The organism is Flavobacterium celericrescens (assembly GCF_011392075.1).
GTDB lineage: Bacteria > Bacteroidota > Bacteroidia > Flavobacteriales > Flavobacteriaceae > Flavobacterium > Flavobacterium celericrescens.
In genome coordinates, this window is record NZ_JAAJBV010000005.1 from 123,811 (window position 1) to 148,188 (window position 24,378).

At 30.3% G+C, this 24,378-nt stretch carries 30 protein-coding genes; 15 read left to right on the forward strand and 15 right to left on the reverse strand.

Features of this window, described 5'->3' with window-relative positions; translation table 11 throughout:
* Positions 1-222: 222 nt before the first annotated feature.
* Together G4L40_RS08335 and G4L40_RS08340 are read left to right on the forward strand one after the other, a co-directional pair.
* Entirely contained in the window at positions 223-2,322 is a 2,100-nt protein-coding gene (locus G4L40_RS08335; RefSeq protein WP_166236742.1) for a glycoside hydrolase family 97 protein, read from the forward strand.
* Between the two features lie 31 nt (positions 2,323-2,353).
* Positions 2,354-4,120 carry a sugar MFS transporter gene (locus G4L40_RS08340; RefSeq protein ID WP_166236743.1) on the forward strand — a complete coding sequence of 589 codons (1,767 nt, stop codon included), beginning with the start codon at positions 2,354-2,356 and terminating at the stop codon, positions 4,118-4,120.
* 62 nt (positions 4,121-4,182) lie between these two features.
* Here the strand turns inward: G4L40_RS08340 and creD are convergent, their stop codons facing one another.
* The 11 genes from creD to G4L40_RS08395 form a co-directional block, all read right to left on the reverse strand.
* Positions 4,183-5,472 (reverse strand): cell envelope integrity protein CreD, encoded by a 1,290-nt coding sequence (creD, locus tag G4L40_RS08345; protein ID WP_166236744.1) that lies wholly within the window; start codon positions 5,470-5,472, stop codon positions 4,183-4,185.
* Between the two features lie 13 nt (positions 5,473-5,485).
* Positions 5,486-5,803 carry a hypothetical protein gene (locus tag G4L40_RS08350; protein ID WP_166236745.1) on the reverse strand — a complete coding sequence of 106 codons (318 nt, stop codon included), beginning with the start codon at positions 5,801-5,803 and terminating at the stop codon, positions 5,486-5,488.
* 108 nt (positions 5,804-5,911) lie between these two features.
* Entirely contained in the window at positions 5,912-6,367 is a 456-nt protein-coding gene (locus G4L40_RS08355) for a hypothetical protein (RefSeq protein WP_166236746.1), read from the reverse strand.
* Positions 6,368-6,423: 56 nt separating this feature from the next.
* Complete coding sequence (locus tag G4L40_RS08360) at positions 6,424-6,720, reverse strand: winged helix-turn-helix domain-containing protein (protein WP_166236747.1); 297 nt, start codon at positions 6,718-6,720, stop codon at positions 6,424-6,426.
* A 10-nt stretch (positions 6,721-6,730) separates the two neighbouring features.
* The gene (locus G4L40_RS08365; RefSeq protein ID WP_166236748.1) at positions 6,731-7,102 is read right to left on the reverse strand and encodes a hypothetical protein; all 372 of its coding nucleotides are present in this window, start codon (positions 7,100-7,102) and stop codon (positions 6,731-6,733) included.
* Between the two features lies 1 nt (position 7,103).
* Positions 7,104-7,727 (reverse strand): hypothetical protein, encoded by a 624-nt coding sequence (locus G4L40_RS08370; RefSeq protein WP_166236749.1) that lies wholly within the window; start codon positions 7,725-7,727, stop codon positions 7,104-7,106.
* A gap of 117 nt (positions 7,728-7,844) precedes the next feature.
* Entirely contained in the window at positions 7,845-8,174 is a 330-nt protein-coding gene (locus G4L40_RS08375; protein ID WP_166236750.1) for a hypothetical protein, read from the reverse strand.
* An 18-nt stretch (positions 8,175-8,192) separates the two neighbouring features.
* Positions 8,193-9,038, reverse strand: coding sequence for a hypothetical protein (locus G4L40_RS08380; RefSeq protein ID WP_166236751.1), 846 nt, complete (start codon positions 9,036-9,038; stop codon positions 8,193-8,195).
* 16 nt (positions 9,039-9,054) lie between these two features.
* Positions 9,055-9,873, reverse strand: coding sequence for a 3-deoxy-8-phosphooctulonate synthase (gene kdsA, locus G4L40_RS08385; protein ID WP_166236752.1), 819 nt, complete (start codon positions 9,871-9,873; stop codon positions 9,055-9,057).
* A 99-nt stretch (positions 9,874-9,972) separates the two neighbouring features.
* Entirely contained in the window at positions 9,973-10,428 is a 456-nt protein-coding gene (locus G4L40_RS08390; RefSeq protein WP_166236753.1) for a 2-dehydro-3-deoxyphosphooctonate aldolase, read from the reverse strand.
* A gap of 6 nt (positions 10,429-10,434) precedes the next feature.
* Positions 10,435-10,932, reverse strand: a complete 498-nt coding sequence (locus G4L40_RS08395) for a DUF4199 domain-containing protein (protein WP_166236754.1) — start codon at positions 10,930-10,932, stop codon at positions 10,435-10,437.
* Positions 10,933-11,036: 104 nt separating this feature from the next.
* On the opposite strand from G4L40_RS08395, the gene G4L40_RS08400 reads away from it, so the two are divergent.
* From G4L40_RS08400 to G4L40_RS08410, 3 genes are all read left to right on the forward strand, one after another.
* On the forward strand, positions 11,037-11,603 hold the full coding sequence (locus G4L40_RS08400) for a YeeE/YedE family protein (RefSeq protein WP_166236755.1): 567 nt from the start codon (positions 11,037-11,039) through the stop codon (positions 11,601-11,603).
* Between the two features lie 2 nt (positions 11,604-11,605).
* Positions 11,606-12,019 carry a DUF6691 family protein gene (locus tag G4L40_RS08405; protein WP_166236756.1) on the forward strand — a complete coding sequence of 138 codons (414 nt, stop codon included), beginning with the start codon at positions 11,606-11,608 and terminating at the stop codon, positions 12,017-12,019.
* Positions 12,020-12,099: 80 nt separating this feature from the next.
* Positions 12,100-12,366 (forward strand): heavy-metal-associated domain-containing protein, encoded by a 267-nt coding sequence (locus G4L40_RS08410; protein WP_166236757.1) that lies wholly within the window; start codon positions 12,100-12,102, stop codon positions 12,364-12,366.
* 31 nt (positions 12,367-12,397) lie between these two features.
* Here the strand turns inward: G4L40_RS08410 and G4L40_RS08415 are convergent, their stop codons facing one another.
* Entirely contained in the window at positions 12,398-12,673 is a 276-nt protein-coding gene (locus G4L40_RS08415) for an ATP-dependent Clp protease adaptor ClpS (protein ID WP_166236758.1), read from the reverse strand.
* 60 nt (positions 12,674-12,733) lie between these two features.
* A complete protein-coding gene (prmA, locus tag G4L40_RS08420) occupies positions 12,734-13,567 on the reverse strand; it encodes a 50S ribosomal protein L11 methyltransferase (protein ID WP_166236759.1) in 834 nt (277 codons plus the stop codon).
* Between the two features lie 91 nt (positions 13,568-13,658).
* On the opposite strand from prmA, the gene G4L40_RS08425 reads away from it, so the two are divergent.
* The 4 genes from G4L40_RS08425 to ygiD all read left to right on the forward strand — a co-directional run bounded on the left by G4L40_RS08425 (position 13,659) and on the right by ygiD (position 17,075).
* Positions 13,659-14,876 carry a porin gene (locus G4L40_RS08425; RefSeq protein WP_166236760.1) on the forward strand — a complete coding sequence of 406 codons (1,218 nt, stop codon included), beginning with the start codon at positions 13,659-13,661 and terminating at the stop codon, positions 14,874-14,876.
* Between the two features lie 133 nt (positions 14,877-15,009).
* The gene (locus G4L40_RS08430) at positions 15,010-15,846 is read left to right on the forward strand and encodes a CvfB family protein (protein WP_166236761.1); all 837 of its coding nucleotides are present in this window, start codon (positions 15,010-15,012) and stop codon (positions 15,844-15,846) included.
* Between the two features lies 1 nt (position 15,847).
* Positions 15,848-16,132 carry a hypothetical protein gene (locus G4L40_RS08435; protein ID WP_166236762.1) on the forward strand — a complete coding sequence of 95 codons (285 nt, stop codon included), beginning with the start codon at positions 15,848-15,850 and terminating at the stop codon, positions 16,130-16,132.
* A 109-nt stretch (positions 16,133-16,241) separates the two neighbouring features.
* The gene (gene ygiD, locus G4L40_RS08440) at positions 16,242-17,075 is read left to right on the forward strand and encodes a 4,5-DOPA-extradiol-dioxygenase (RefSeq protein ID WP_207785353.1); all 834 of its coding nucleotides are present in this window, start codon (positions 16,242-16,244) and stop codon (positions 17,073-17,075) included.
* A 1-nt stretch (position 17,076) separates the two neighbouring features.
* Here ygiD and G4L40_RS08445 read toward each other — a convergent pair whose 3' ends face one another.
* Positions 17,077-18,258 (reverse strand): serine hydrolase domain-containing protein, encoded by a 1,182-nt coding sequence (locus G4L40_RS08445; protein WP_166236764.1) that lies wholly within the window; start codon positions 18,256-18,258, stop codon positions 17,077-17,079.
* A 22-nt stretch (positions 18,259-18,280) separates the two neighbouring features.
* Complete coding sequence (locus G4L40_RS08450; protein ID WP_166236765.1) at positions 18,281-19,399, reverse strand: C1 family peptidase; 1,119 nt, start codon at positions 19,397-19,399, stop codon at positions 18,281-18,283.
* A gap of 101 nt (positions 19,400-19,500) precedes the next feature.
* Between G4L40_RS08450 and G4L40_RS08455 the strand changes: the two genes are divergently transcribed.
* From G4L40_RS08455 to G4L40_RS08480, 6 genes are all read left to right on the forward strand, one after another.
* Positions 19,501-20,340, forward strand: a complete 840-nt coding sequence (locus tag G4L40_RS08455) for a 1,4-dihydroxy-2-naphthoyl-CoA synthase (RefSeq protein WP_166236766.1) — start codon at positions 19,501-19,503, stop codon at positions 20,338-20,340.
* Between the two features lie 66 nt (positions 20,341-20,406).
* Positions 20,407-20,979: a PH domain-containing protein gene (locus G4L40_RS08460; RefSeq protein ID WP_166236767.1), complete on the forward strand. Its 573-nt coding sequence runs from the start codon at positions 20,407-20,409 to the stop codon at positions 20,977-20,979.
* The gene (locus G4L40_RS08465) at positions 20,972-22,477 is read left to right on the forward strand and encodes a PH domain-containing protein (protein ID WP_166236768.1); all 1,506 of its coding nucleotides are present in this window, start codon (positions 20,972-20,974) and stop codon (positions 22,475-22,477) included. The genes G4L40_RS08460 and G4L40_RS08465 overlap by 8 nt, the downstream gene beginning before the upstream one ends.
* Positions 22,478-22,495: 18 nt before the next feature.
* Entirely contained in the window at positions 22,496-22,774 is a 279-nt protein-coding gene (locus G4L40_RS08470) for a hypothetical protein (RefSeq protein ID WP_166236769.1), read from the forward strand.
* A gap of 2 nt (positions 22,775-22,776) precedes the next feature.
* Positions 22,777-23,667 (forward strand): 1,4-dihydroxy-2-naphthoate octaprenyltransferase, encoded by an 891-nt coding sequence (menA, locus tag G4L40_RS08475; protein ID WP_207785351.1) that lies wholly within the window; start codon positions 22,777-22,779, stop codon positions 23,665-23,667.
* Between the two features lie 30 nt (positions 23,668-23,697).
* Positions 23,698-24,375, forward strand: coding sequence for a metal-dependent hydrolase (locus G4L40_RS08480; RefSeq protein ID WP_166236770.1), 678 nt, complete (start codon positions 23,698-23,700; stop codon positions 24,373-24,375).
* The last annotated feature ends 3 nt before the right edge of the window (positions 24,376-24,378 follow it).

Below are 24,378 nucleotides of genomic sequence, written 5' to 3' on the forward strand. Positions count from 1 at the left end.
ACAGTTTTAAATCCCGATTATTTCGGGATTTTTTGTTTTTGTTAAAGTTAAAAATAATCTAATCAAACGTTTTCGTTAATAACTATTACAAAATGTGTTTGTAGGTAGTTGTATATAAATGTATTTTTATAAAAAAATGGTATTCTTTTTTTAGAATTAGTAATTATTAAATCAATAAAAAAGAATGAAACTGTCAAATTATAAATAATACAACAATTCTACATGAAAAAACTATCGTTATTTTTATTCTTGTTTTCAGGAATAATTGTTCAGGCTCAAAGTATTTTATCTCCATCAAAAAATATTAGCTTAGAATTTAAACTTTCAAATGAAGGCAAACCTACCTATAAAGTAGTTTATAAAACTAAGGAAGTAATTAAGGAGAGCACATTGGGAATAACATTAAAAGATAATCAAGCTTTAGAAAATGGCTTTTCGGTGCTTAAACAAGAAACAAAAGCTGTAAATGAACCATGGAATCCTGTTCTTGGCGAGCAAGCTACGATTCAAAATAAATACAATCAAGTAACTTACTATTTGTCACAAAAAGCAACCAATAGAAAAATCAATATTATTTTTAAAGTTTATGATGAAGGTGTTGCTTTTAGATATGAATTTCCTAAGCAAGAAAGTCTAAATTATTTCATTATTTCTGATGAAAAAACTGAATTTAATTTGGTGGAAAATCATAAAGCATTCTGGATTCCTGGTGATTATGATAGTCAAGAATACGCATACAATGAAACAAAAATTTCAGAAATAGACAATTCAAAACTAGATTTGAATAATGGAATAGGTGTAAAGTCAATAGCTAGTCAATCTAGAGTGCAATCGCCTTTAATGATGAAATCACCAAATGGTATTTATATTAATATTTTTGAAGCAGCGGTTGTAAATTACCCAATAATGCACTTAGATGTTGATACTAAAAACTATAGTTTAAAATCGAATTTAGTTCCAAATGCAATTGGTGATAAAGCTTATTTACAAACACCGTGTGTATCGCCTTGGAGAACAATTATGGTTTCAAATGATGCTCGCGATATTGTTGGTTCTAAAATGATTTTAAATTTAAATGAACCTTCAAAAATTGAAGATACCTCTTGGATTAAACCAATGAAATATGTGGGTGTTTGGTGGGAAATGCATGTAGGAAAAGCAACTTGGGATTATGCTGGGAGTCAAAATGCTCAAAATGCAGCCGATGGTCAATTAAAGCCATCAGGAAAACACGGTGCAACAACTGCTAATACAAAACGTTATATTGATTTTGCTGCAAAGCATGGTTTTGACGGTGTTTTAGTTGAAGGATGGAATGTAGGTTGGGAAGATTGGTTTGGAAATTGGAAAGAAAATGTATTTGATTTTGTAACACCTTATCCAGATTTCAATTTAAAAGAAGTGAATGATTATGCCAAATCAAAAGGCATAAAAATGATTATGCATCATGAAACTTCGGGTTCGGTTGCAAATTATGAACGTCATTTGGATAGAGCTTTTGAATTGATGCAACAATTTGGATACCCAGCAGTAAAATCGGGTTATGTAGGTAGAATTATACCACGAGGAGAATTTCATGATGGACAAACAATGGTCAATCATTTTAATTTTGTGGCTCAACGTGCTGCAGATTATAAATTGATGGTAAATTCTCATGAAAGTTCGCGTCCAACAGGTTATAATAGAACATATCCAAACTACATTGCGGCTGAAGCGGCACGTGGGAATGAATTTAACGCTTGGTCAGTAGGAAATCCGCCAATGCACGAAACTATTTTACCATTTACAAGACTTCTTGGCGGGCCAATGGATTATACACCAGGAATCTTTGAAATTAAAATGAGCTATTATGATGCTACTAAAAAAGAACAAGTGCATACAACATTAGCTAAACAATTAGCACTTTATGTTACGATGTATTCTCCTTTACAAATGGCTGCCGATTTACCAGAAAATTATGAAAGACATCCAGATGCTTTTCAATTTATAAAAGATGTTGCTGTAAACTGGGACAACTCTATTTATTTAGAAGCAGAGCCAGGAGAATACCTTACAGTAGCTAGAAAAACTAAAGGGAAAGATGAGTGGTTTATAGGTGCAATTACGGATGAAAAAGCAAGAAAAACAGAAGTTAAATTATATTTTTTAACCAAAGGAAAAAAATATAAAGCAACCATTTATGAAGATGGAAAAGACGCAGATTGGGAAAAAAATCCGAAATCATATGCTATAAAAACTATACAAGTGACTTCAAATTCAAAAATTAAGTTAAATTTGGCTAATGGAGGTGGAACAGCAATTAGTTTCACTTTAGTAGATTAAACTAACAAAAAAACCAAACCAAACTAAAATTATGAGTACAAACCAAATTAAAACAAATTATCCGGCATTATATACACTAATTACAGTGTTTTTCTTTTGGGGATTTATTGCTGCTGGGAACAGTATTTTTATTCCATTTTGTAAAAGCTATTTTTCATTAGACCAATTTCAATCACAATTAGTTGATTTTGCTTTTTATACAGCTTATTATATTGGTGCATTATTGTTGTTTGCTTTAGGCGATTTATCAGGTAAAGATATTGTAGGAAAATGGGGATATAAGAAGAGTATAGTTTATGGATTATTATTTTCAGCATTAGGTGCAGGTGCAATGATTGTAGCCGTTGAAGCTAGTGTTTATGCAGGCATGTTAGTAGGGTTGTTTATAGTAGCATTAGGATTCTCTTTACAACAAACAGCCGCTAATCCATTTGCCATTTTGTTGGGTGACCCAAAAACAGGAGCAAGTAGAGTAAATTTAGGAGGAGGAATTAACTCTTTTGGAACTACAATTGGTCCTATAGTTGTTGCATTAGCTTTATTTGGTACAGCTGCATCTGTTTCTGATGAACAAATTAAAGCTCTAGAACTTAATAAGGTTGTGTTATTATATGTTGGAGTTGGTTTGTTATTTGTTGCTGCTGCTGCTTTGTTTTGGTTATCAAAGAAAGTACCAAGCGGAATTGCAAACGAACCAATGGAAAAAGCTAACAAAGCTTTAAGAACATTAGTTGTTATGACTGTTTTGTTAGCAATAATGTTTACACCAGTTTTTTTAAGTTATAAGAGTGAAGAAGCTTTAAAAATAGAAAGTTTAACTAAGGAGAAGGATAATTTAATTAATGTTGAATTAAAAGAAAGTAATATTGATAAAGATATTATTTATCATGAGATTGCATCAAAGCAATCTGAAATAAAATCACTTCAAGAGCCTCTAGAAAAATATAGAATGTATTGGCTTTCAGGTGCATTATTTGTAGTTGTTGGAGGAATTTTGTTTTCTTACACTTCTTCAAAGAAGAAGTCTGAAGGATGGGGTGCTATGCAATACCCTCAGTTAGTTTTAGGAATGTTAGCAATTTTTACATATGTTGGAGTAGAAGTAGCTATAGGGAGTAATTTAGGTGAATTATTAAAATTAAAAGAGTTTGGCAGTTTGCAATCATCGGAGATAGCACCATATATTTCTATGTATTGGGGAAGTTTAATGATTGGGCGCTGGGCAGGAGCAATAAGTGTTTTCAATTTGCAAGGAATAAAAAAGACATTAGCTTTAATTATTGTTCCTTTGATAGCTTTTGGAATTATTTTAAGTGTAAATATTCTTTCAGGAAAAGATATGAAGCCGTTATATTATTATGTTATTTGTGTGATAGTTCAAATTGTAGCTTTCTTTTTAAGTAAAGATAAACCAGCAAGAACACTAACTATTTTTGGAATGTTTGGAGTTATTGCTATGTTGATAGGTTTGTTTAGTACTGGTACGGTTGCAATCTATGCTTTTTTAGCAGGTGGATTAGCATGTAGTATTATGTGGCCATCAATTTTTAGTTTGTCAATTATTGGATTAGGAAAATATACTTCACAAGGTTCAGCTTTTTTAGTAATGATGATTTTGGGTGGTGGAATTATCCCTCCTATCCAAGGTAAATTATCTGATATTATTGGTATTCATCAATCGTATATTGTAGCTGTTGTGTGTTTTGCTTATTTAACGCTTTTTGCAATTTTAGTTAAAGGGTTATTAAAAAAACAAAATATTGATGTTGATGCTATTGAAGTTGAAGGAAGTCATTAGCAGTTTGAAATTCAAATAATAAAAACTCCGAAAGATTAATTCTCTTTCGGAGTTTTTTATTTTTATTTATTCCATTCTATCTTTCTAGAGAAATACATTACTGCTGCTAGAATTAGGAATAATCCAATACTGCCAACTAATAACGCATAATCTTCAAGTTGAATGATAACATATATGAAAGTATATAATACTGATAATGAAGTGCCAATAAATAGCGGAAACTTTTTATCCTTTAAAATCGATATAGAATACATTGATATTAAAACAATAACAGCACTTGCTGCAATTCCATAAGCAAACGAAAAACTACTATGTTCGGTGATTGAAATTAATAAAGTGTAGAACATAATTAACGCTATTCCAATCATAGTATATTGAAAAATATGAATGTTTATTTTGCTTATAGATTGAATTAAAAAGAAAATTAAAAAGGTTAATCCAATTACTAAAAAACCATACTTTGAAGCGCGTTCATTTTGCTGATATTCATCAACAGGAGTTATAAAATCTACAGCCAAACTATATTTGTATAAAGAAGGTAACGATTCAAAATATTGTTGTGCAAATGGTCTGTTAAAGTGTAGTATTTTCCATGTAGCTTTAAATCCTTCATCAGTAATTGCTCTAGTAGTTGGAGCATAATTTCCATTAAAATTTGGTGAATTCCAGTTGGAAACCATGTTAACTGTAGTTGTTTTTCCAATAGGCACTATTTTAATTTGCTGACTACCATTGAAGGCAATATCAAATTTAAATGAAGCCTCTTTTTGCATAGCAGTGTAATTAAAATAATTAGTCTCAAGGCTTTCTATGCTATCAGTAGTCTCAGAATTTGAGGGTTCAAAAGTTAATTCTTGATTGTTTATTTTGATTTTAACTTCGTCCTTTAAGCTTTTTAAATTCGAAGTTTTAATTACAATTTTTGAATGATTCCAATGAATGTTTTCTGCTGGAATATTTTTAAAGTTTGGGTTTGAAAATTTACCACTGTATTTCATTTGTGTTGTAAATACATTGGACTTATAAATGCTTCGTTCTAAAGGTTTTTCCATTGTTGTTTGGATGTTTGCTTCCAAATTTTCAGGAAAAAAATAAGCAAAATTATTTTTCTTAGTGATTGGATCTGTGTAAAGTACTTTTAAAATTGGTCCGTGAAAAGCAATTTTTTCGCCCCATTTTGAAGTAGTTTCTGTAACGACTTCTTTTTGTCTAATGCTTCTTTCTGTAATTAATTCTTGTACTAAAGCTAATGGAATTAATAACACTAATGTTAGAATTCCTACCATTATCATTTTTGCTGTTGACGATTGAAAAATAGATGTTCTTGGTTGTTGTTGCATTTGATTTTCCATGATTGTTTAAAATTTAAAAAGGTGAATTTGATGTTATAGAATATATTATGATGTATAAATAAGTTATTGCAATAGGAATATTTGTCAATAGTATTATTACTTGTTTTTGTATTGAATCTCTATTATTTTTGAGTTTTATCCAATCATAGATTAGCTTTAAAAACATAATCCCATTAACTGTAATTGCTGATATAACATAGAAAAATCCAATGATTACTATCTCATCTAGGTTTTTAAAAGCAAAAAATAATCCAAATAAAAATGTTCCAATTGCAAATGAAATGATTGCCATTTGTGTTGATAACGGCCATTTTAAAAAATCTGTTTCCATAATTTTATAGTTCTTAATTTAGTTTCTATGACGATGTTTTTTGTTACTTCAATGATTATAAAGCATGCAATTCCTAGAATCATCGTGAGGTTAATTAGTTTGTTCATTTTATTTGATATTAAAAGATTGTTGAATATGTTGAATAGGAATAGATAACATTTTATAGAAATCTAAATCATAAAAACGATGTGCTTGTTTCCCTTTTTTATAGTTTTTGATGAAGCTTCTATATTCAAATGGATAGAAGAGAAGTCCAGTGCTTATTACAATGAAAACAAAAGGACTTCTTTTACCATTACCTAATAGAATAAATTGCATATCAATTTCGTCTTTTACAGAAATTCCTGTATTTGTTAATACATGAAAAACATCGTGCTCTTCAAGACTAGCTTGTATATTGAAATTGTATTTTAATAAAAAGCAACCATAGTGAAAACCTAGACTTTCTTCGGGCAGTTTTAAAAAATCTTGTATAGTTATGTTCCAAGGCTTCGTTTGTTTGAACATAAATTGATAAGGTACTTTAATGATTCTATAGAGTGTTTCAATAATAATTTCTTTCATTTTAAATATTTTAAAAGTACTTTGAATTTCAAAGTAAATGAATAAAAAAAATAGAGTTAGCTTTTCTTAATTAATTTTTCAAGTGCATCAATGTGAGCCGTAAATGCGATTCTACCTTCTTTGGTAGCGCTATATTTTGTGTTGGGTTTTTTACCAATAAACTGTTTTTCTATTTGTATATAATTTTCTAATTCTAATGCTTTTGTGTGTGAAGCTAAGTTACCATCAGTTACGCCTAAAAGTTCTTTCAACATATTAAAATCGGCACTTTCATTTACCATTAATACCGACATAATCCCCAAACGAATTCGGTGATCAAAGGCTTTGTTGATATTTTGGATGATATTGAGCATTTAAAATGGTTTAAAATTTAGGGTTTAAGGTTAATATTTTTGTTATGATGTAAAAAATTAAAACAATGATAATTGAGTAAACTAAACAAAATGGATAACCTAAAAGATAAAACTGGTTTGTCCCATTTTCATTGATAATATCCAATTCTATTTGTTCATATTCGTATGTATATTCATTTCCGTCAATTTTACCATTTTTATTTAAATCAAATTTTCTAAATTCTTGTTTGTCAACATAATCAAAATATTGTAGTGCCAAAATAGAAATTAGATACAAACTAATTGATGATATTGCAATTATTTTAAAGTAGCCTATTTTTTTCTTTCTTAACCAAGAAATACTTAAAAGTAAAAGTATACTAATTCCAATCAAAAAATACATCTTACTTTCTTTCGTATTTGAAATACATTAAACTACCATATAAAATATGGCAACCTCCAAATCCTAAAGCCCAAAATAGCAAACCATAACCTAAAAACCAAGTGGATAATAACCCTAAAGCAATCATTGTTATCCCTAAGTAACGAACATCTCCAATCGTATATTTACTTGCATTTACACAAGCTAATCCGTAGAATATTAAGGTTAAGGGAGCGATTAATCCAAACATGTTTTTTTCGATTAAAAAGATAATGAAAAATCCTCCAGTTGCTAATGGAATCATAAAATTGATAACCAATCGTTTTGAAGCTGTGTTCCATATATTTTCGTTACTTTTTTTTGCTTTACTGATACTTAATACAATTCCGGTAAGAATCGATAAAACTAAAACAGAAGGTGCAATTACTAATAAACGAATGACCGCTTCTTCCGAAATTATTAAATCACGATAAGCGCCCATAGTAGAAGTGTCAAAGTAAATCGTTTTATAGGCTAACCATGCACCAACAATTGCATAAACGCCAGCTAAAATTCCGGATAAACCACTTAATGAAATAAAACGAGATGATTTGTTCATCATTTTTTTTATTTCTGTAATGTCTTCTAAATAATTTTTATCTTCCATTTTAAAGTACTTTGAAATACAAAGTAAATAATAATAAATTTAATGAGCAAACTTTTTTTTATAAAAAAAGCCTAACTTTTTTTTAAGTTAGGCTTTAGTCTAGTATTTTATTATTTGTTACTTAAAATCATTCATCATTTGGTATAGTCGCCATTGATTACCAGATAGTTTGGTGAGCATTGCGACTACTTTAGCATCTTTATTCTTTCCTTTAACAGTAATCAATAAAACAGCTTCATTCTCTGAAATACTGCCGCTTGGAAAAGCATCATAACCAATAATTCCACCTGTTTTTGATTGAATCACCGTGTTTTTTTCAATAGCAGAAATAGCAACTTTATAGGCTTCATTCTGTTTGATGGTATAACCAGAATAGGCTATGAAGCAAAAATATAAAGTAATAATACCTACAATTGCTATCGCAATGATTTTTACTGATTTTTTCACAATAGGATTATTATATATTTAAATTCTAAAAATACCGCCAACACTAATCATTCTTTGAAGAAACCAGAAATGTTGTTCTGCTTTGTCTGCTGAATCACTTGTGGTTCTAATGTCATTCATTTCTATATAACCACCTTTTAATTCTGTTTGAATGAAGAAATATTTGAAAAAGGTGAAATTCAATCCTGCTTTTGCAGATACTCCATATCCGGCAATATGAAATTCATCATATCTTTCTTTTCCTAAAAGTTTAGTGTTTGTTTTTGGATACAACAATCCTGCTCCTAAACCTTCAGTGATATTAATTTGGAACTTATCAGTATTTGGTAATCGAAAAATTCCAGAAATATCATCTACGCGAGAAAATTCAGTATTTACATAATTTAAACCATCAGTGTGTTCAAAGGTTAAAAAATCTTCGTCTAATGTTAATTCATCAGCTGTTGGATTTTCGTTATATGTACCTGCATTTGGATAATAACCAGAATAATTTACAGTTCTGTCATTATACATCACATATTTCATATGATCTACACCTATGGAAATGTTGTAATGGTCTGTAATGAAATAACCTACACGTAAATTAGTTTGAGGAATGGTCATACGTAATGGATTTACATAGTCGCAATGCCAACCTTTTGGTTTGTCATGTGCAGCAACATCATAAATGGTAAAATCATAATCAGCACCTTTGAAACGGATGTCTGATCTTGAATAAGATTCGCGGTTTCCTCCCCAAAAAATATAAAATTTACCTTTGTTTTTACTCGTGTATTTTTCAGGATTTTCGACTGTTTCTTGCGAAAAGGTGTACTGTGAAAAAACACAAAAAGTTAGTACAACCATTAAAAATGGATGTTTCATTTGAAGTTATAAAAAATTAAAATTGATTTACGGTTTTGCGAATAGCTACTAGTTTGGTCATTAATCCTTCAAAATAATCTAAGTGTAACATATTAGCTCCATCACTTTTAGCATTTGCAGGGTCAAAGTGTGTTTCAATGAAAATTCCATCAACACCAACTGCAATTCCAGCTTTTGCAATGGTTTCAATCATATCTGGACGACCACCGGTAACACCTGTTGTTTGATTAGGTTGTTGTAGTGAATGAGTTACATCTAATACTGTAGAAGCATATTGTTGCATTGTAGGGATTCCTCTAAAATCAACAATCATATCTTGATAACCAAACATGGTTCCTCTATCTGTAACCATCACGTTTTGATTATTGCAATCTAATACTTTTTGAACAGCGTGTTTCATACTTTCTGGACTCATAAATTGTCCTTTTTTCAAGTTAACTGTTTTTCCAGTATTAGCAGCAGCTACAACTAAATCTGTTTGACGTACAAGAAAAGCAGGAATTTGCAAAACATCAACATATTCGGCAGCCATTGCAGCGTCTTCGTTAGTGTGAATGTCAGTTACTGTTGGAACACCAAATTCTTTTGAAACTTTTTGTAATATTTTTAACGCTTTTTCATCTCCAATTCCAGAAAAACTATCAATTCTAGATCGATTTGCTTTTTTGAAAGAACCTTTGAATACGTATGGAATTTGTAATTTATCAGTAACAGTAACTAGTTTCTCAGCAATTCGCATTGCCATTTCTTCTCCTTCGATGGCACATGGTCCAGCTAGTAAAAAAAAGTTACCACTCTCAGTATGTTTAATTTGTGGAATGTTTTGTAAATTCATTTGTGTTGATTTTGAAGTTGCAAAGATAAAAAGAAAAACCTTCTAAACAGCAGTTTAAAAGGTTACTTATGTTACAGAATAAAAAAATGTTTTTTATTATTATTTACTTGTTGTTGTTTTTATTTTAAATCCTTTTGGACACACTATTTTTCCTTTTTCAAAAGTATTGAAATATAGTGTTATCTTTTTCTGACTTCCTTCAAATGTAATTTCATAAACGCCTATCGTTCCAGCGCCCATTAAACTGTTTTTGGTAGGAAAAGGGCAACAAGTTTCGACTTTTTTATAATTAATTTTCTCTCCATTTGGTCCCTCTAATCCGTTGAAAAAATATTGAATGTTGATATCTTCTTGTTTTTCATTGATAAAACCAATATTTATTGGATAATCTTGGTCATAGCCATACTTTTCATCTGAAGCATATTCCGTAATAAGATAGGCTTTGTCTTTTATCAAAGGACGAATTGCTGTGCTATCAACATTTTTTATAGTTGATTTCGTACTTACACAGCTAGTTAGTAGAAGTGCTGTTACAATTGAAAAAAAATATTTCATACTAAATTATTTACTTATTGAATCTGTAGTTTTTGTTTTTAAAATATATGCAACAATCGCGCCAATTACAACACCAAATGATAATCCATCAGAAATGTTTTTCCAAATTGAACTGGTTAAAGTGGTGTATTCTTTAGCTTCTTCTAAAGTTAGTTTTTTACTTAAAACAATTTGGTTTATTGTGTTCTCAAGGAAATCTGGGCTAATAAATTCGTGTGTAATAAATTGAGTAATTGGGCTAAAAAGTACAATTATAAATGAAATTACAATGGCAGAGATTAATCCTTGTTTCCAGTTAATATTGTTGTTATAGTATTTTTTCTTTTTTTCACGTAGCGCTAAAAAATATAGAACAAATGTTGGAAAAATATACAATAAGTTAAATAGTGGTTGCCATTTTATTTTCTCAGAATGAAAACCTAATTCTTTTTCTAAAGTCATCCAAGCTAAGAAAATAATAATTGAGATGATTGCCCATTTAATTTCTATTGCAAATTTTTTCATGTTTCTATTGCTATTTATTGTTACATCAAAATTAGCCTATTTTGTAACATTTGTTACATAAACCAATCTTAATTTCTATTTTTGTACAAATTTGCAAAAAAAATATGGAATTTATCTACGGAACTTGGCATTGGTCTATTTCTGGTTTTTTAATCGGAATAACAATGCTTATTTTAACTTATTTTGGAAAATCGTTTGGAATGTCTTCAAATTTAAGAACATTGTGTTCTATGGCTGGTGCTGGTAAGTTTAGCGACTTCTTTAAAATGGATTGGCGTGAGCATAAGTGGAGTTTGGCAGTTGTATTAGGAACTATTGTTGGTGGATTTATTGCCTATCATTTTTTGTCAAATGCAAGTGGTGTTAATTTGAATCCTAATACTATTGCACAGTTGCAAACATTAGGAATTGATGCACCTAACGGTAAATTATTACCAGATGCTATTTTTAGTATTGAAATGTTACAAACTCCAAAAGGTTTTGCGTTACTAATGATAGGAGGTTTATTAATTGGTTTTGGAACTCGTTATGCTGGTGGATGTACATCGGGTCATGCAATTTCAGGGTTGAGTAATTTACAATTGCCTTCGCTTGTGGCTGTAATTGGTTTTTTTATCGGAGGTCTAGTTATGGCACATTATCTTTTACCAATAATCTTTAAAGCAGTATAAGTATGAAGTTAGCGAGATTTTTTCTAACAGGAGTTTTTTTCGGAATTGTTTTAACTAAAGCAGAAGCTGTTTCTTGGTACCGTATTTATGAAATGTTTCATTTTCAATCGTTTCATATGTTTGGAATTATTGGAACGGCTCTATTTACAGGGATTATAGGGTTACAAATTATAAAAAAGAAAAAACTAAAAGATTACAATGGTTTTCCAATTAAAATTATTGAAAAAGAAAGAGGTTTTTGGAGATATATAATTGGAGGATCAATGTTTGGTTTAGGATGGGCATTGGTAGGAAGTTGCCCTGGACCAATTTTTATATTATTAGGAACAGGAACCTATGCAATTGCTGTAGTCTTGCTAGGAGCTTTATTAGGAACTTATATTTATGGCTTATTAAAAGATTATTTGCCTCATTAAAGTTTCGTTAAAGTAACAAATGTTGCACTTATATTGTTTGTGGTTTTTGTAATTTTGAGAAGAAATAAAATCAAAATATTATGGAAACTACAATATACATACAAAATTTAAAATGTGGTGGTTGTGCAAATACAATTACCAAAAATATTACTTCAATTGAAAATGTAACTAACGTGTTGGTAAATGTTGAAGAAAGTTCAGTTACTTTAAAATACGAATCTGAAGAAATTCTAATCGAGGTAAAAGATAAATTAAAATCTTTAGGCTATCCAGAAGATGGTGAAGCGAATACTTTAGGTTCAAAAGCTAAATCCTATGTGAGTTGCGCGATTGGAAAAATGAGTTAAAAAAAAGTCCCGATTCAATCGGGACTTTTTTTTATATAATTTCTGCACTTAATCCTGCATCTATGAGACCAAGCCATTGAGGCTTTAACTCATCAATTGGACCAGTTTTTACAGTACATTTCCCTTTATAATGAACTAATAACGCACATTGTTCGGCTTGTAAATCATCATGTTTACATACTCTAACTAAAGTATCAATAACATGGTCAAATGTGTTTACATCATCATTGTGTAATACAATTTCATTGTTTACACCAACTGCTTCTTCTTCTAAAAATTTTTCTTGTACTTTTTCTATCGTGCTCATTTTCTTTTAGTTTGAAACTTGTATTACAAAAATAAAATTTAAATTGTAAACAACAAAATTCTATTTTCTAAATTTTAATGCCACCCAATTATTTCTTTCAAATTGTTTTTCATAAGTCAAACCTTTTGAAGTACAACTTTCCGAAATAACAGGAATATCTTCAGTGTAGAAGCCACTTAAAAATAAAATACCATTTTCGTTTAAACAATTTACATATGCTTGCATGTCATTTAATAGAATATTACGATTAATGTTTGCAATAATAATGTCATATTTTTTTCCAACTAATAAATCAGCATCGCCTTCATATACTGAAATGTGTTTGCAATTATTACGTTCCGCATTTTCAATTGAGTTTAAGTAACACCAATTATCTATATCAATAGCATCGATTGGTTGTGCGCCTTTCATTTCAGCTAAAATGGCTAAAATTGCAGTGCCACATCCCATATCTAAGGTTTTTTTATTGGTAAAATCAGTTTCCAAAATATGTTGAATCATCATGTGTGTTGTTTCATGATGTCCAGTTCCAAAACTCATTTTTGGCTCAATTACAATGTCAAATTCAGCTGCGGTTTTTTCATGAAATGGTGCTCTTACATGGCACTTTCCATCTACTTCGATAGGTTCAAAGTTTTTTTCCCATTCTTCATTCCAATTTACCTGCTCAATTTCTTCAAAAGTATATTCAATTGTAAATTCTGGATTGGTTAATATTTGAATATCATCTAAAATGTTTTCATTCCATAAATCTTTTTGAACATAGGCAGAAATTCCTGTTTCAGTTTCTATAAAACTTTCAAAAGCTTTTTCTCCTAATTCGGCAATTAATATTTCACTACCTAATTCTAAAGGGCAGATTGTAAAATGATATCCAATATATATGTTTGACATAACGTTAATTTTTTGCAAAGGTAATATTTACTTAACATACTTAACATTGATTTGATGTTAAGTTTGCACAAAATATACAACAACATAACATATGAAAAAATTAGTAACACTTTTATTGTTGATAATCAGTACAATTACTGTCGCTCAGGATGTAAAAGTAATCACAAAAGACAACGATTTAAAGTTGGCTGCACTTCCATATTATAGTTATGGAAAAGGACTAGGAATAACATCGCCAGATAGTTTATTTCAGTTAAATATTCGTTTTAGAATGCAAAATAGAGTGACTTTTATTCAAAATGAGGGTGAAGATGCTGCATATTCTGGAGAAATTAGACGTTTGCGTTTACGTTTTGATGGATATGTAGGGAACCCACATTTTTTATATGTAATTCAATTATCGTTTGCTCCAGGTGATGTTGGTGAAGTTCATGATGGAGAAAATATCAATATCATTAGAGATGCCGCTATTTTTTACCGACCAAATAAACATTGGAATTTCCTTTTTGGACAAACTAAATTGCCAGGAAATCGCCAACGTGTAAATTCTTCAGGAGCATTACAATTAACAGACAGAAGTATTAATAATGCTCGTTTTACAATTGATAGAGATTTTGGTTTTCAAGCTTATTATTTGAATGAAAACAAAGATAAATTTTCATACAATGTAAAAACAGCTGTAACAACTGGAGAAGGAAGAAACTGGACTAAATCAGCAGATGACGGAGTTGCTTTGACTGGAAAATTAGAATTAATGCCTTTTGGATCTTTCAAAAAAGATGGAACTAATTTTGAAGGAGATGTTGCAAGAGAGGAAAAACCAAGATTATTGTTATCTGGAGCTTTTCACCAAAATAACTTAGCTAGAAGAACACAAGGCCAACTTGGAAATGATTTATTTGAACAAAAAACAATGAAATCTGTTTTATTGGACGCAATGCTAAAATATAATGGATGGAGTTTAATGTCTTCTTACATGTCACGTTCTGCAAAAGATCCAATAGCTTTTAATCCAGATGATATTACAGATTTTAATTATGTACCTGTTGGAAGCGGAATGGATTATCAATTGAGTTATGTGTTTCCAACAAATTATGAAATAATCGGTCGTGTTTCTACACAAAAAATGCACGATGATATTAAAGCGTTAACTCCAGATTCTAAGCAATATTCATTGGGTGTTACTAAATATTTGTGGGAGCATGCTTTTAAATTGCAAGGTGAAGTAACCTTATCAGATTTAGATTATTTTGATGGTAGCAACAAACAAAATTGGTATGTTCGTTTCCAAGTAGAAATCGGAATCTAACCAATTGAAAATATTTTATAGAAACCACAAGTCAGCAATTGATTTGTGGTTTTTATATTTTCTGTATTTCTGATTTCTAAATTCAAACTTCTAATTTTTAAATTGCTTACCTTTGTCCATATTTATTATTGTTATGTTACATATAGGAGAGTTTAATACGTTAAAAATACTTAGAGATACTAAAGTCGGTTTGTTTTTAGGAAGCGAAGCAACACAAGAAGACGATGTTTTGTTGCCTAATAAATATGTTCCAAAAGAATTTTCTATTGGTGATGATTTAACGGTTTTTGTATATTTAGACCATGAAGAGCGTCCAGTTGCGACTACGCTTAAACCCTATATTAAACTGAATGAATTTGCGCATTTGAAAGTAAATTACATCAACAAATTTGGTGCTTTTTTAGATTGGGGATTGGAAAAAGATTTGTTTGTTCCTTTTAAAGAGCAAGCACGTCCAATGGAAGAAGGAAAACGTTATTTGGTTTATATGCATATGGATGAAAAAACCAATCGTTTAGTAGCTTCTAGCAAAACCAATCAATTTTTGAGCAATGAAAATATTGATTTACAACGCAATGAGGAGGTGGATATTTTAATTTCACACATTACTGAAGGTGGAATTAATTGCATTATCAATCAAAAACACAAAGGTTTAGCTTATAAAAACGAAGTGTATGATGATGTAAAACCTGGAATGAAAACCAAAGGATACATCAAAAATATTCGACCTGATGGAAAAATTGATGTAATGTTGCGAAAAGTTGGAGTAGAGGCTATCGAACCATCATCACAAGTAATTTTAGACGAATTAAAAGCCAATCGTGGTTTCTTGCGTTTAACGGATAATTCACATCCTGAAGATATTAAAACGGTATTGAAAATGAGTAAAAAGAATTTCAAAAAAGCCGTTGGAAATTTATATAAACAAAAACTAATCGAAATCAAAGAAGACGGAATTTATTTGGTATAAAATGACAACAAAAAATAAAATATATCTTTTTCTTAGCTTATTTATTTTATTGCTAACTTTTGTTGCTATTTTTAAAAATTTTCAAACCATTCATTTTATTGGTTTTGAAACCGAAATCATTTGGATTCCTATTTGGATAGGTGTTGTAATTTTACCTCTTATAAATTTATATGAAATTGCTAGTAATCCTTCTGATTTTAATGGCTATTATTGGATAAGTTTAGTTTTAAACTTATTGACAATTATTTTTATACTTCGTTATTTTAAAATAGAGTTGTTTTCTTAAAATTTTCATTAAATGTTTTTTAATCAAAATTTTATCTATACATTTGTATATACAAATATTAAAAATGAATCGCAAAGATTTTATAAAAATAATTTCAGGAGGAGCAGCTATGGCATCAATTCAACCTTTATATAATTGGTCTAAATCATTACATGAGGAAGACGAAAAACTTCCCGTTTTATTCATTGGACATGGTTCACCAATGAATGCAATTGAAGATAATGAGTTTTCAAAACGTTGGCAGCAAATGGGAAAAGAAATTCCAACACCCAAAGCAGTTGTAGTCGTTTCGGCACATTGGTTAACCAAAGGAACAATGGTAACGGCAATGCCAAATCCAAAAACCATTCACGATTTTGGTGGTTTTCCTCAAGCCTTATTTGATGTACAATATCCAGCACCAGGAAGTCCTGAATTGGCAACTGAAATTCAAAAATTAATCACAAATCCGGCAGTAGAATTAGATCACGATTGGGGATTAGACCACGGCACTTGGTCAGTTGTAAAGCACATGTATCCTGATGCGGATATTCCCGTCTTGCAATTGAGTATTGATTATTACAAACCAGCAGCTTATCATTATGAATTAGCAAAACAATTGCTTTCGCTTCGTAAAAAAGGCGTTTTAATTATCGGAAGTGGTAATATGGTCCATAATTTACGAATGGTGGCTTGGGATAAATTAAATCAACCTGAATATGGTTATGATTGGGCACTTGAAATGAATGCTATTTTCAAAGAAAAAATAACAAATGGTTTTCATAAAGAATTAATTCAATATGAAAAATTAAATAAAGCAGCAACTTTAGCAATACCTTCGCCAGACCATTATTATCCGTTACTTTATATTTTAGCATTACAAACTGAAAACGACAAAGTAGAATTTTTCAATGACAAGGCAGTTGGCGGTTCATTGACTATGACTTCAGTTAAAATAGGATAATTTATTCGCCTTCTTCGTCATTAAATTCAAACGGATAGTCGCCAAATCTTGGTGCTAATCGTTTGGTTTGATATGGTTTTCTTGAAAATTTATTAGAAATAGCTATTAGCGTAACTGAATCTTTTTGTAAAGTTACATAAGACGCAGTATTACCATGCCACCAACCGTTGTGAAAGAAATATTTTTGACCTGTCTCAAATTCAAGCATTCGAATACCTAAGCCATAATTTTTTGTACCTTTTCTTTCATAACTATAACCTTTAAACATCTCGGCTTTCATTTTTTTGCTCAAGAATTTTTCAGAATAAAGCGCCAAATCAAATTGAAGTAAATCGCGTGGCGTAGAATAAATGTTTTTATCGCCATATACTTGGTCTAGAAATTCAAAGGCTAATCTTAGATAATTATTTTTATAGGATTGACTAACTTTTTCTTTGTTTTCTAAATTATCAAAAACAAATGTATGTTTCATTCCTAGAGGATCAAAAATCTTTTCTTGAAGTACTTGAGTATACGTTTTTTTAGTAACTTTTTCGATAATTAGAGCCAATAAGGCATAATTAGTATTACAATATCCAAAACGACTTCCAGGTTTTGATTCCAAACCGATGTCTTTTGTAGCCAATAATCTTAAAACATCTTGATTGGTCAAGGGCTTCTTTTTATCCCATACACCTTTGTCATCAGTAAAGTAGGCATAATTTCTTAAGCCACTACGATGATTTAAAAGCATTCTAACAGTAGTCTCTTTATGAGGAAATTCAGGTAAAATTGTTGTTACAAAATCGTCTAGTTTTAGTTTTCCTTCATCAACAAGTTTTAAAACCGTTACGGCAGTAATTACTTTACTAACAGAAGCAAGATGTATTGGAGTTTCAGCGGTGATTTTAATATCTTTTTCTTTATAGGCATAACCGCTGTAGTTTTCGTATAAAATTTCACCATTTTTAGCCACTAAAAAAGAACCACTAAAATCTTTAGTATTAAATTTTTCATTGAAAAATATTTCTAAATCATCAGCTGTTTTTTTCTTATAAACAGTTGTTAGTGGTGTAAAATCAACTGCATATTCTGAAACATTACCGTCTTTATCTTTGATGGTTGATTCTTTCTTTTTGTCGGGTTTGTTTTGGCAACTAATTAAAAATATAATAAATAGTAGGCTTGAAAATTTGTTAATCATTATATGGTAAGAAAATAGCGTATTATAATTTTAATTCTTTCTTTGTTTTTTTATCTAAACCGTCTTTGTGAACCAAAACTGAGATGGCTTTTAATTTAATATAAGCTACACTCATATATACGTAGCCGCCATTTGCTACTTTTTTATCATCACTACCCCAAGAGTTTTTTACTTTGTAATAAACATTTCCTTTTTGGTCTTTTACTTTTCCAACAATATGCATTAAATGGTCGTCTGTTGTAGAAAGGTTTTCAAATTCTTGTTGGCGGAATTCAGGAGTTATATTTTTCTCAGTAATAATTTCGGCTAAACCGGTTTTAATGTCTTCTTCTTTTTCTGGAATAAACGCAACACCATATTTTCCCGAAAAAGTAGCTTCAGAAACATCACAATCTAAAGAAAGCGAATAGCCGTTAGCCAACGCATTGTCTATGTTTGCAATGAATTCATCCAAAGGTAAATTATACATACTTCCATTTGAAAAATTATCTGGTATATTTAAAATAAATGATTTATAATAGGATTTATGTGTAAACGAAGTTAAAGTAATATAATTTTCAGGTTTAATTTTGGTGAATTCTGCGAAAGATTTTGGAGTATAGTTTTTGCCTTCAAATTCAAATTTAGTAGGCATACTTCCTAAATAAATATCTAAAACGGCATTAATTGCTTGTTTCCAATTTGGTGATAATTTTTTTGCTGGATTTTCAACATATGTCTTTAGCATTGCTTCAAGAACTGATACCATTTCTACATGATTATGTTTGGTTTGTCCTTCTCCTAAACCATCATAAAAACGATTTGGTATCAATCCATATTCTGAAACACTATTCAAAACATCGTGTGCCAAAGCTCCTTCGCTAAAATTTGCTTTTCCTTGTCGCATAACATAGTTTTCAGCTTTAGCTAAATAGGTGGTTCTAGCTTGAAACATTTCAGAAAGGTCAATTTGTCTTCCCGTTAAGCGAATAATTTCGGATTCTAGAAATGAAGAAGTTGAGAAACTCCAACATGTTCCAGTGATATCTTGAGAGATTACAGGCAAGCATTCTACGTTAATAACTTCTTGAAATTCATAGTTTTGAGCTGATGCACTAAATAGCCCAGAAGCAAATAGAAATCCGATATATAATTTTTTCATAAGAGTAATTGTTTTGGACTTGCAATATAATGCAAAAAATGATTTATTTTTACTGAAATTTAGTTTTAACAAACAATTTCAATTGAATATATTAAAATACTATGAGCACAATTAATTGGGTAACCGCAAAAGAATTTGAAGATATAACATATAAAAAATGTAATGGCGTTGCCAGAATAGCTTTCAATAGACCGGATGTTAGAAATGCCTTTCGCCCAAAAACAACGAAAGAACTAATCGAAGCTTTTTATGATGCGCAAGAAGATACATCAATAGGAGTAGTATTGCTATCTGCTGAAGGACCAAGTTCTAAAGACGGTATTTGGAGTTTTTGTAGTGGAGGCGATCAAAAAGCAAGAGGTCATCAAGGATATGTAGGAGAAGACGGTTACCACAGATTAAACATTTTAGAAGTACAACGTATGATTCGTTTTATGCCAAAAGCTGTAATTTGTGTTGTTCCGGGTTGGGCTGTTGGTGGCGGGCATTCACTTCATGTGGTTTGTGATTTAACATTGGCAAGCAAAGAACACGCTATTTTTAAACAAACCGATGCCGATGTTACTAGTTTTGACGGTGGTTATGGTTCTGCTTATTTAGCAAAAATGGTTGGACAAAAGAAAGCTAGAGAAATCTTCTTTTTAGGTAGAAATTATTCAGCTCAAGACGCTTTTGAAATGGGAATGGTGAATGCCGTAATTCCGCATGCTGAATTAGAAGATACAGCATATGAATGGGCACAAGAAATTTTAGCCAAATCACCAACATCAATTAAAATGCTAAAATTTGCTATGAATTTAACGGATGACGGAATGGTTGGTCAACAAGTTTTTGCAGGTGAAGCTACTCGTTTAGCCTATATGACAGACGAAGCTAAAGAAGGTAGAGATGCGTTTTTAGAAAAACGTAAACCAAATTTTGAAAAGAAATATCTACCTTAATATTATAAGTCAGAATTTAGAAATTAGAATTTAGAAAAAAATAGAGTTCATAAATTAGAAAATAGAATGACAAATTTTACCAATGAAGCTATAGAAATTAACGAATTACCCAAGTTTGAGGAAGTACAATTGCGTGGGTTGCATTCTAATTATTTAAAAGTAATGTTGTTTAATTTTTCGTTGCTTATTATATTGGTTTTAGGCGGTTTTGCTACAGTTTTTGTTCTTAAAAAAGATATTTTTTCTATTAATGTATGGGGAAGTATATTTGTTGCCCTTATCTTATTATTAGGATTAATAGTTTTCTTTACAAAAAAAAGTTTTAAGAAAATTGGTTATGCTTTTCGATCCCATGATGCTATTTATAAATCTGGCCTGATTTCGGAGACTACCACTATAATTCCGTTTAATCGTGTACAACATGTGGCTTTGCATCAGGGATTTATCTCTCGAAAATTAGGGTTAGCATCAGTGGAGTTGTTTACTGCAGGAGGAAGTAGTTCCGATCTAAAAATACCTGGATTATTACTAGAAGAGGCTCAAAAAATTAAAAATTTGGTTTCTCAAAAAATAAATCCAACAGCTGAAAGAATTGAAAGTGAGCCTACAGCACCATTAAGCACTGATTCTAATGAGTAAATTTGCTGATTTTTCACAACCACAAAGACAGTCACTTCCGGGGATTGTAGTAATGTTTGCCAATACTTTGCAAAAATCGGTTCGTGCATTTTGGCCAATATTATTAATTTGGATTGTAAAAATTGAAACACTCAATAAGTTTTTTGTTTTTGGAGGAATTACTGTTGCTATTTTGATTATAGCTTTAATTTCATATTTACAATATTATTTTTTCACCTTTCATATTGATGATGAATCGAATGAATTTGTAATTCAAAAAGGTGTTTTAAATAAGACCAGAATAACCATTCAATTGCATAAAATTCAGCAAGTAAGTATTAATCAAAGCTTAATTCAACGATTAGTTGGTGTGCATAAATTAGAAATTGATACTGCTGGAAGCGATAAAAAAGAAGCCTCAATAAGTGCAATTTCTCATGATTTGGCTACCATATTAAAAGAACGATTGATTAATCATTCTCAACTTGATAGAAGTGAAATCGCTGAAACAATTCTGGAAGAAAACACGCCAACTTCATTTATTAAAATTGGATTATTAAGTTTGATAAAAATTGGATTTACTTCAAATTATGTAAAAAGTTTTGCGCTGTTATTTCTGTTTTTTACCACTATTATGGAAAATTTGCAGCAATTTTCTCAAAATGAAGTAATTGACGAAGATAAAGTAACGAGTTATTTAGATAAATTACCAATCCTAACTTCAATAGCAATTGTTTTAGGAAGTATTGTCGGATTAGTATTGGTTGTTAATTTGGTTAGAACGGTTATTAAGTATTTTGATTTCACGATTCAAAAGAGTAAACAAGCAATTATTTTAACTTACGGGTTGATTTCTACGAAAAACACATTGTTGAATCCCAATAAGGTTCAAAAAATTAAGATTACCCAAAATTATTTTCAGAAAAAATTTGATGTAACAACAATTGAAGTGCATCAAGCTTCAAGTGATGTAGAAAAAGTTAAAGAAAAAGACAAAATTGAAGTGCCTGGATGTACAGCTAACGAGCGTGATGCAATTTTAAATTTATTGTACAAAAAACTTCCTACAAGAGAAAAATTATACTTACCTAATTGGAGAAAATTAGCTATAAATTCATTTTTTCTACTTGTTTTGCCACTTTTGATTTCGTTAATACTAGTTTTTAATACCAAAATTATTACTTGGAAAGAATGGATTTTATACGCTTGTGTTTTTGCGCTTTTTTCTGGGTTATTACTTTGGTTTTCCTTTAAAAATTACAAACTTTTTGTTTCAAATGATTTTATAATCAAACAGAATGGGGCATGGGATATTGAAAATAATATTGTGGAACCATATAAAATTCAAGCAATTACAACACAGCAGTTTTTTTGGCAAAAAGGAACAAATATTGGTTCAATAACTTTGTCTACTGCTGGTGGAACTATCAGTTTTTCAACAGGAAATTATACTGAAATTAAAAATTTAGTCAATCTTTGGTTGTTTCAAGTTGAAACTTCGGAAGAGAATTGGATGTAAATATATTAGATTAAAACCATGAAAGAAGATAAAAAATCAACTATTGACATCGTTATTTTTTTTGTTAGCTTATTAGTCATGTTTTTCTGGATTCTAACAAACAATATCAATGTTTATGAAAATAAATTTATTGGTATAATTGCAGAAATACTTTGGTTACCTTTAATACTTTTAATTTTTGGATTACCAATTATGACTTTTGTTTTAATTTCTTCAAGGAAGTTCAAAAAATCAAAAATTTTATTTCTATCATTAGCTATTCAAGTTACAATATTAATAATACAAATCGCAAAGTAAAAATGAATATAAAACCTTGGATACAAGCCGCAAGATTAAGAACTTTACCACTTTCTGTTTCTGGAATTATTGTTGGAAGCGCCTATGCTTACCATCAAGGGTTTACAGATTGGAGAATTGTGGTTTTAGCATTATTGACTACATTAGGCTTGCAAGTGTTGTCCAATTATGCCAACGATTACGGAGATGGTGTAAAAGGGACTGATGCTAATAGAATTGGGGAAAAGCGTTTAGTGGCAGCAGGAATTATAACAGCGCAACAAATGAGAAAAGCGGTTATTATTACTGCAATATTAACTTTTATTATCGCTTTGTTGCTAATTTATGTTGCTTTTGGAAAAGAGAATTTTGCATTGAGTTTAATTTTTATTTTGTTAGGAATCGGTTCTATTGGTGCGGCAGTTAAATATACTGTAGGCAAAGGAGCATACGGCTACAGTGGATTTGGAGATGTATTTGTATTTATTTTCTTTGGATTAGTTTCAGTAATAGGTTCTAATTTTTTGTTCACTCATTTTATCGATTGGAAATTATTTTTACCAGCAACTTCAATTGGATTATTGAGTGTGGCTGTACTGAATCTAAATAACATGCGAGACATTGAAAATGATACAATTGCTGGAAAAAATACGTTGGTGGTAAAAATGGGGCTAGAAAGGGCTAAGAAATATCAACATTTTTTAATTGTGATTCCATTTGTTTTATTATTTATATTTTCGATTGGAATTAGTAAGCAAATATTTTTCAGTTTTTTTGTTTTTATTTTCTTTTTAAAGCATCTTGAAAAAGTAAGAAAATCAAAAAAATACGAAGATTTCGATCCAGAACTTAAAAAAGTAGCGCTTGGAACATTTGCTTTAAGTATATTATTTTGTATTGCTTTAGTTTCATAAACTAATTATATAATCACTAAAATAAAAACTATGAAAATCACATTCTACGGTCACGCTTGTATTGGAATTACAGTAAATGATGTTCACATTTTAGTCGATCCATTTATTTCGGGAAATCCAAAAGCTTCTCATATTGATATTAATACATTAGAAGCTGATTTTATTTTATTAACACACGCTCATCAAGACCATATTTTAGATGTAGAGGCTATTGCGAAGCGCACAGATGCAGTAATTGTGTCTAACTATGAGATTGCTTCGCATTTTGGAAATAAAGGGCTTAATTATCATCCTATGAATCATGGTGGAAGTTGGGACTTTGAATTTGGAACGGTAAAATATGTAATTGCACATCATACTTCATCTTTCCCTGATGGAAGCTATGGTGGGCAGCCTGGTGGATTTGTTATTGAGGGTGAGCATAAAAATATTTATATTGCTGGCGACACTGCTTTAACAATGGATATGAAGCTTATTCCGATGCGAACCAAATTAGATTTAGCAATTTTACCTATTGGAAGTAATTTTACCATGGATGTTGAAGACGCTATAATTGCTTCAGACTTTGTGCAATGTGACAAAGTATTGGGCTATCATTTTGATACTTTTGGTTATATCGAAATCAATCACGAAGAAGCTAAACGTAAATTTTTCGACAAAGGAAAAGACTTAATGTTGTTAGAAATCGGACAAAGTATCGAATTATAAGTC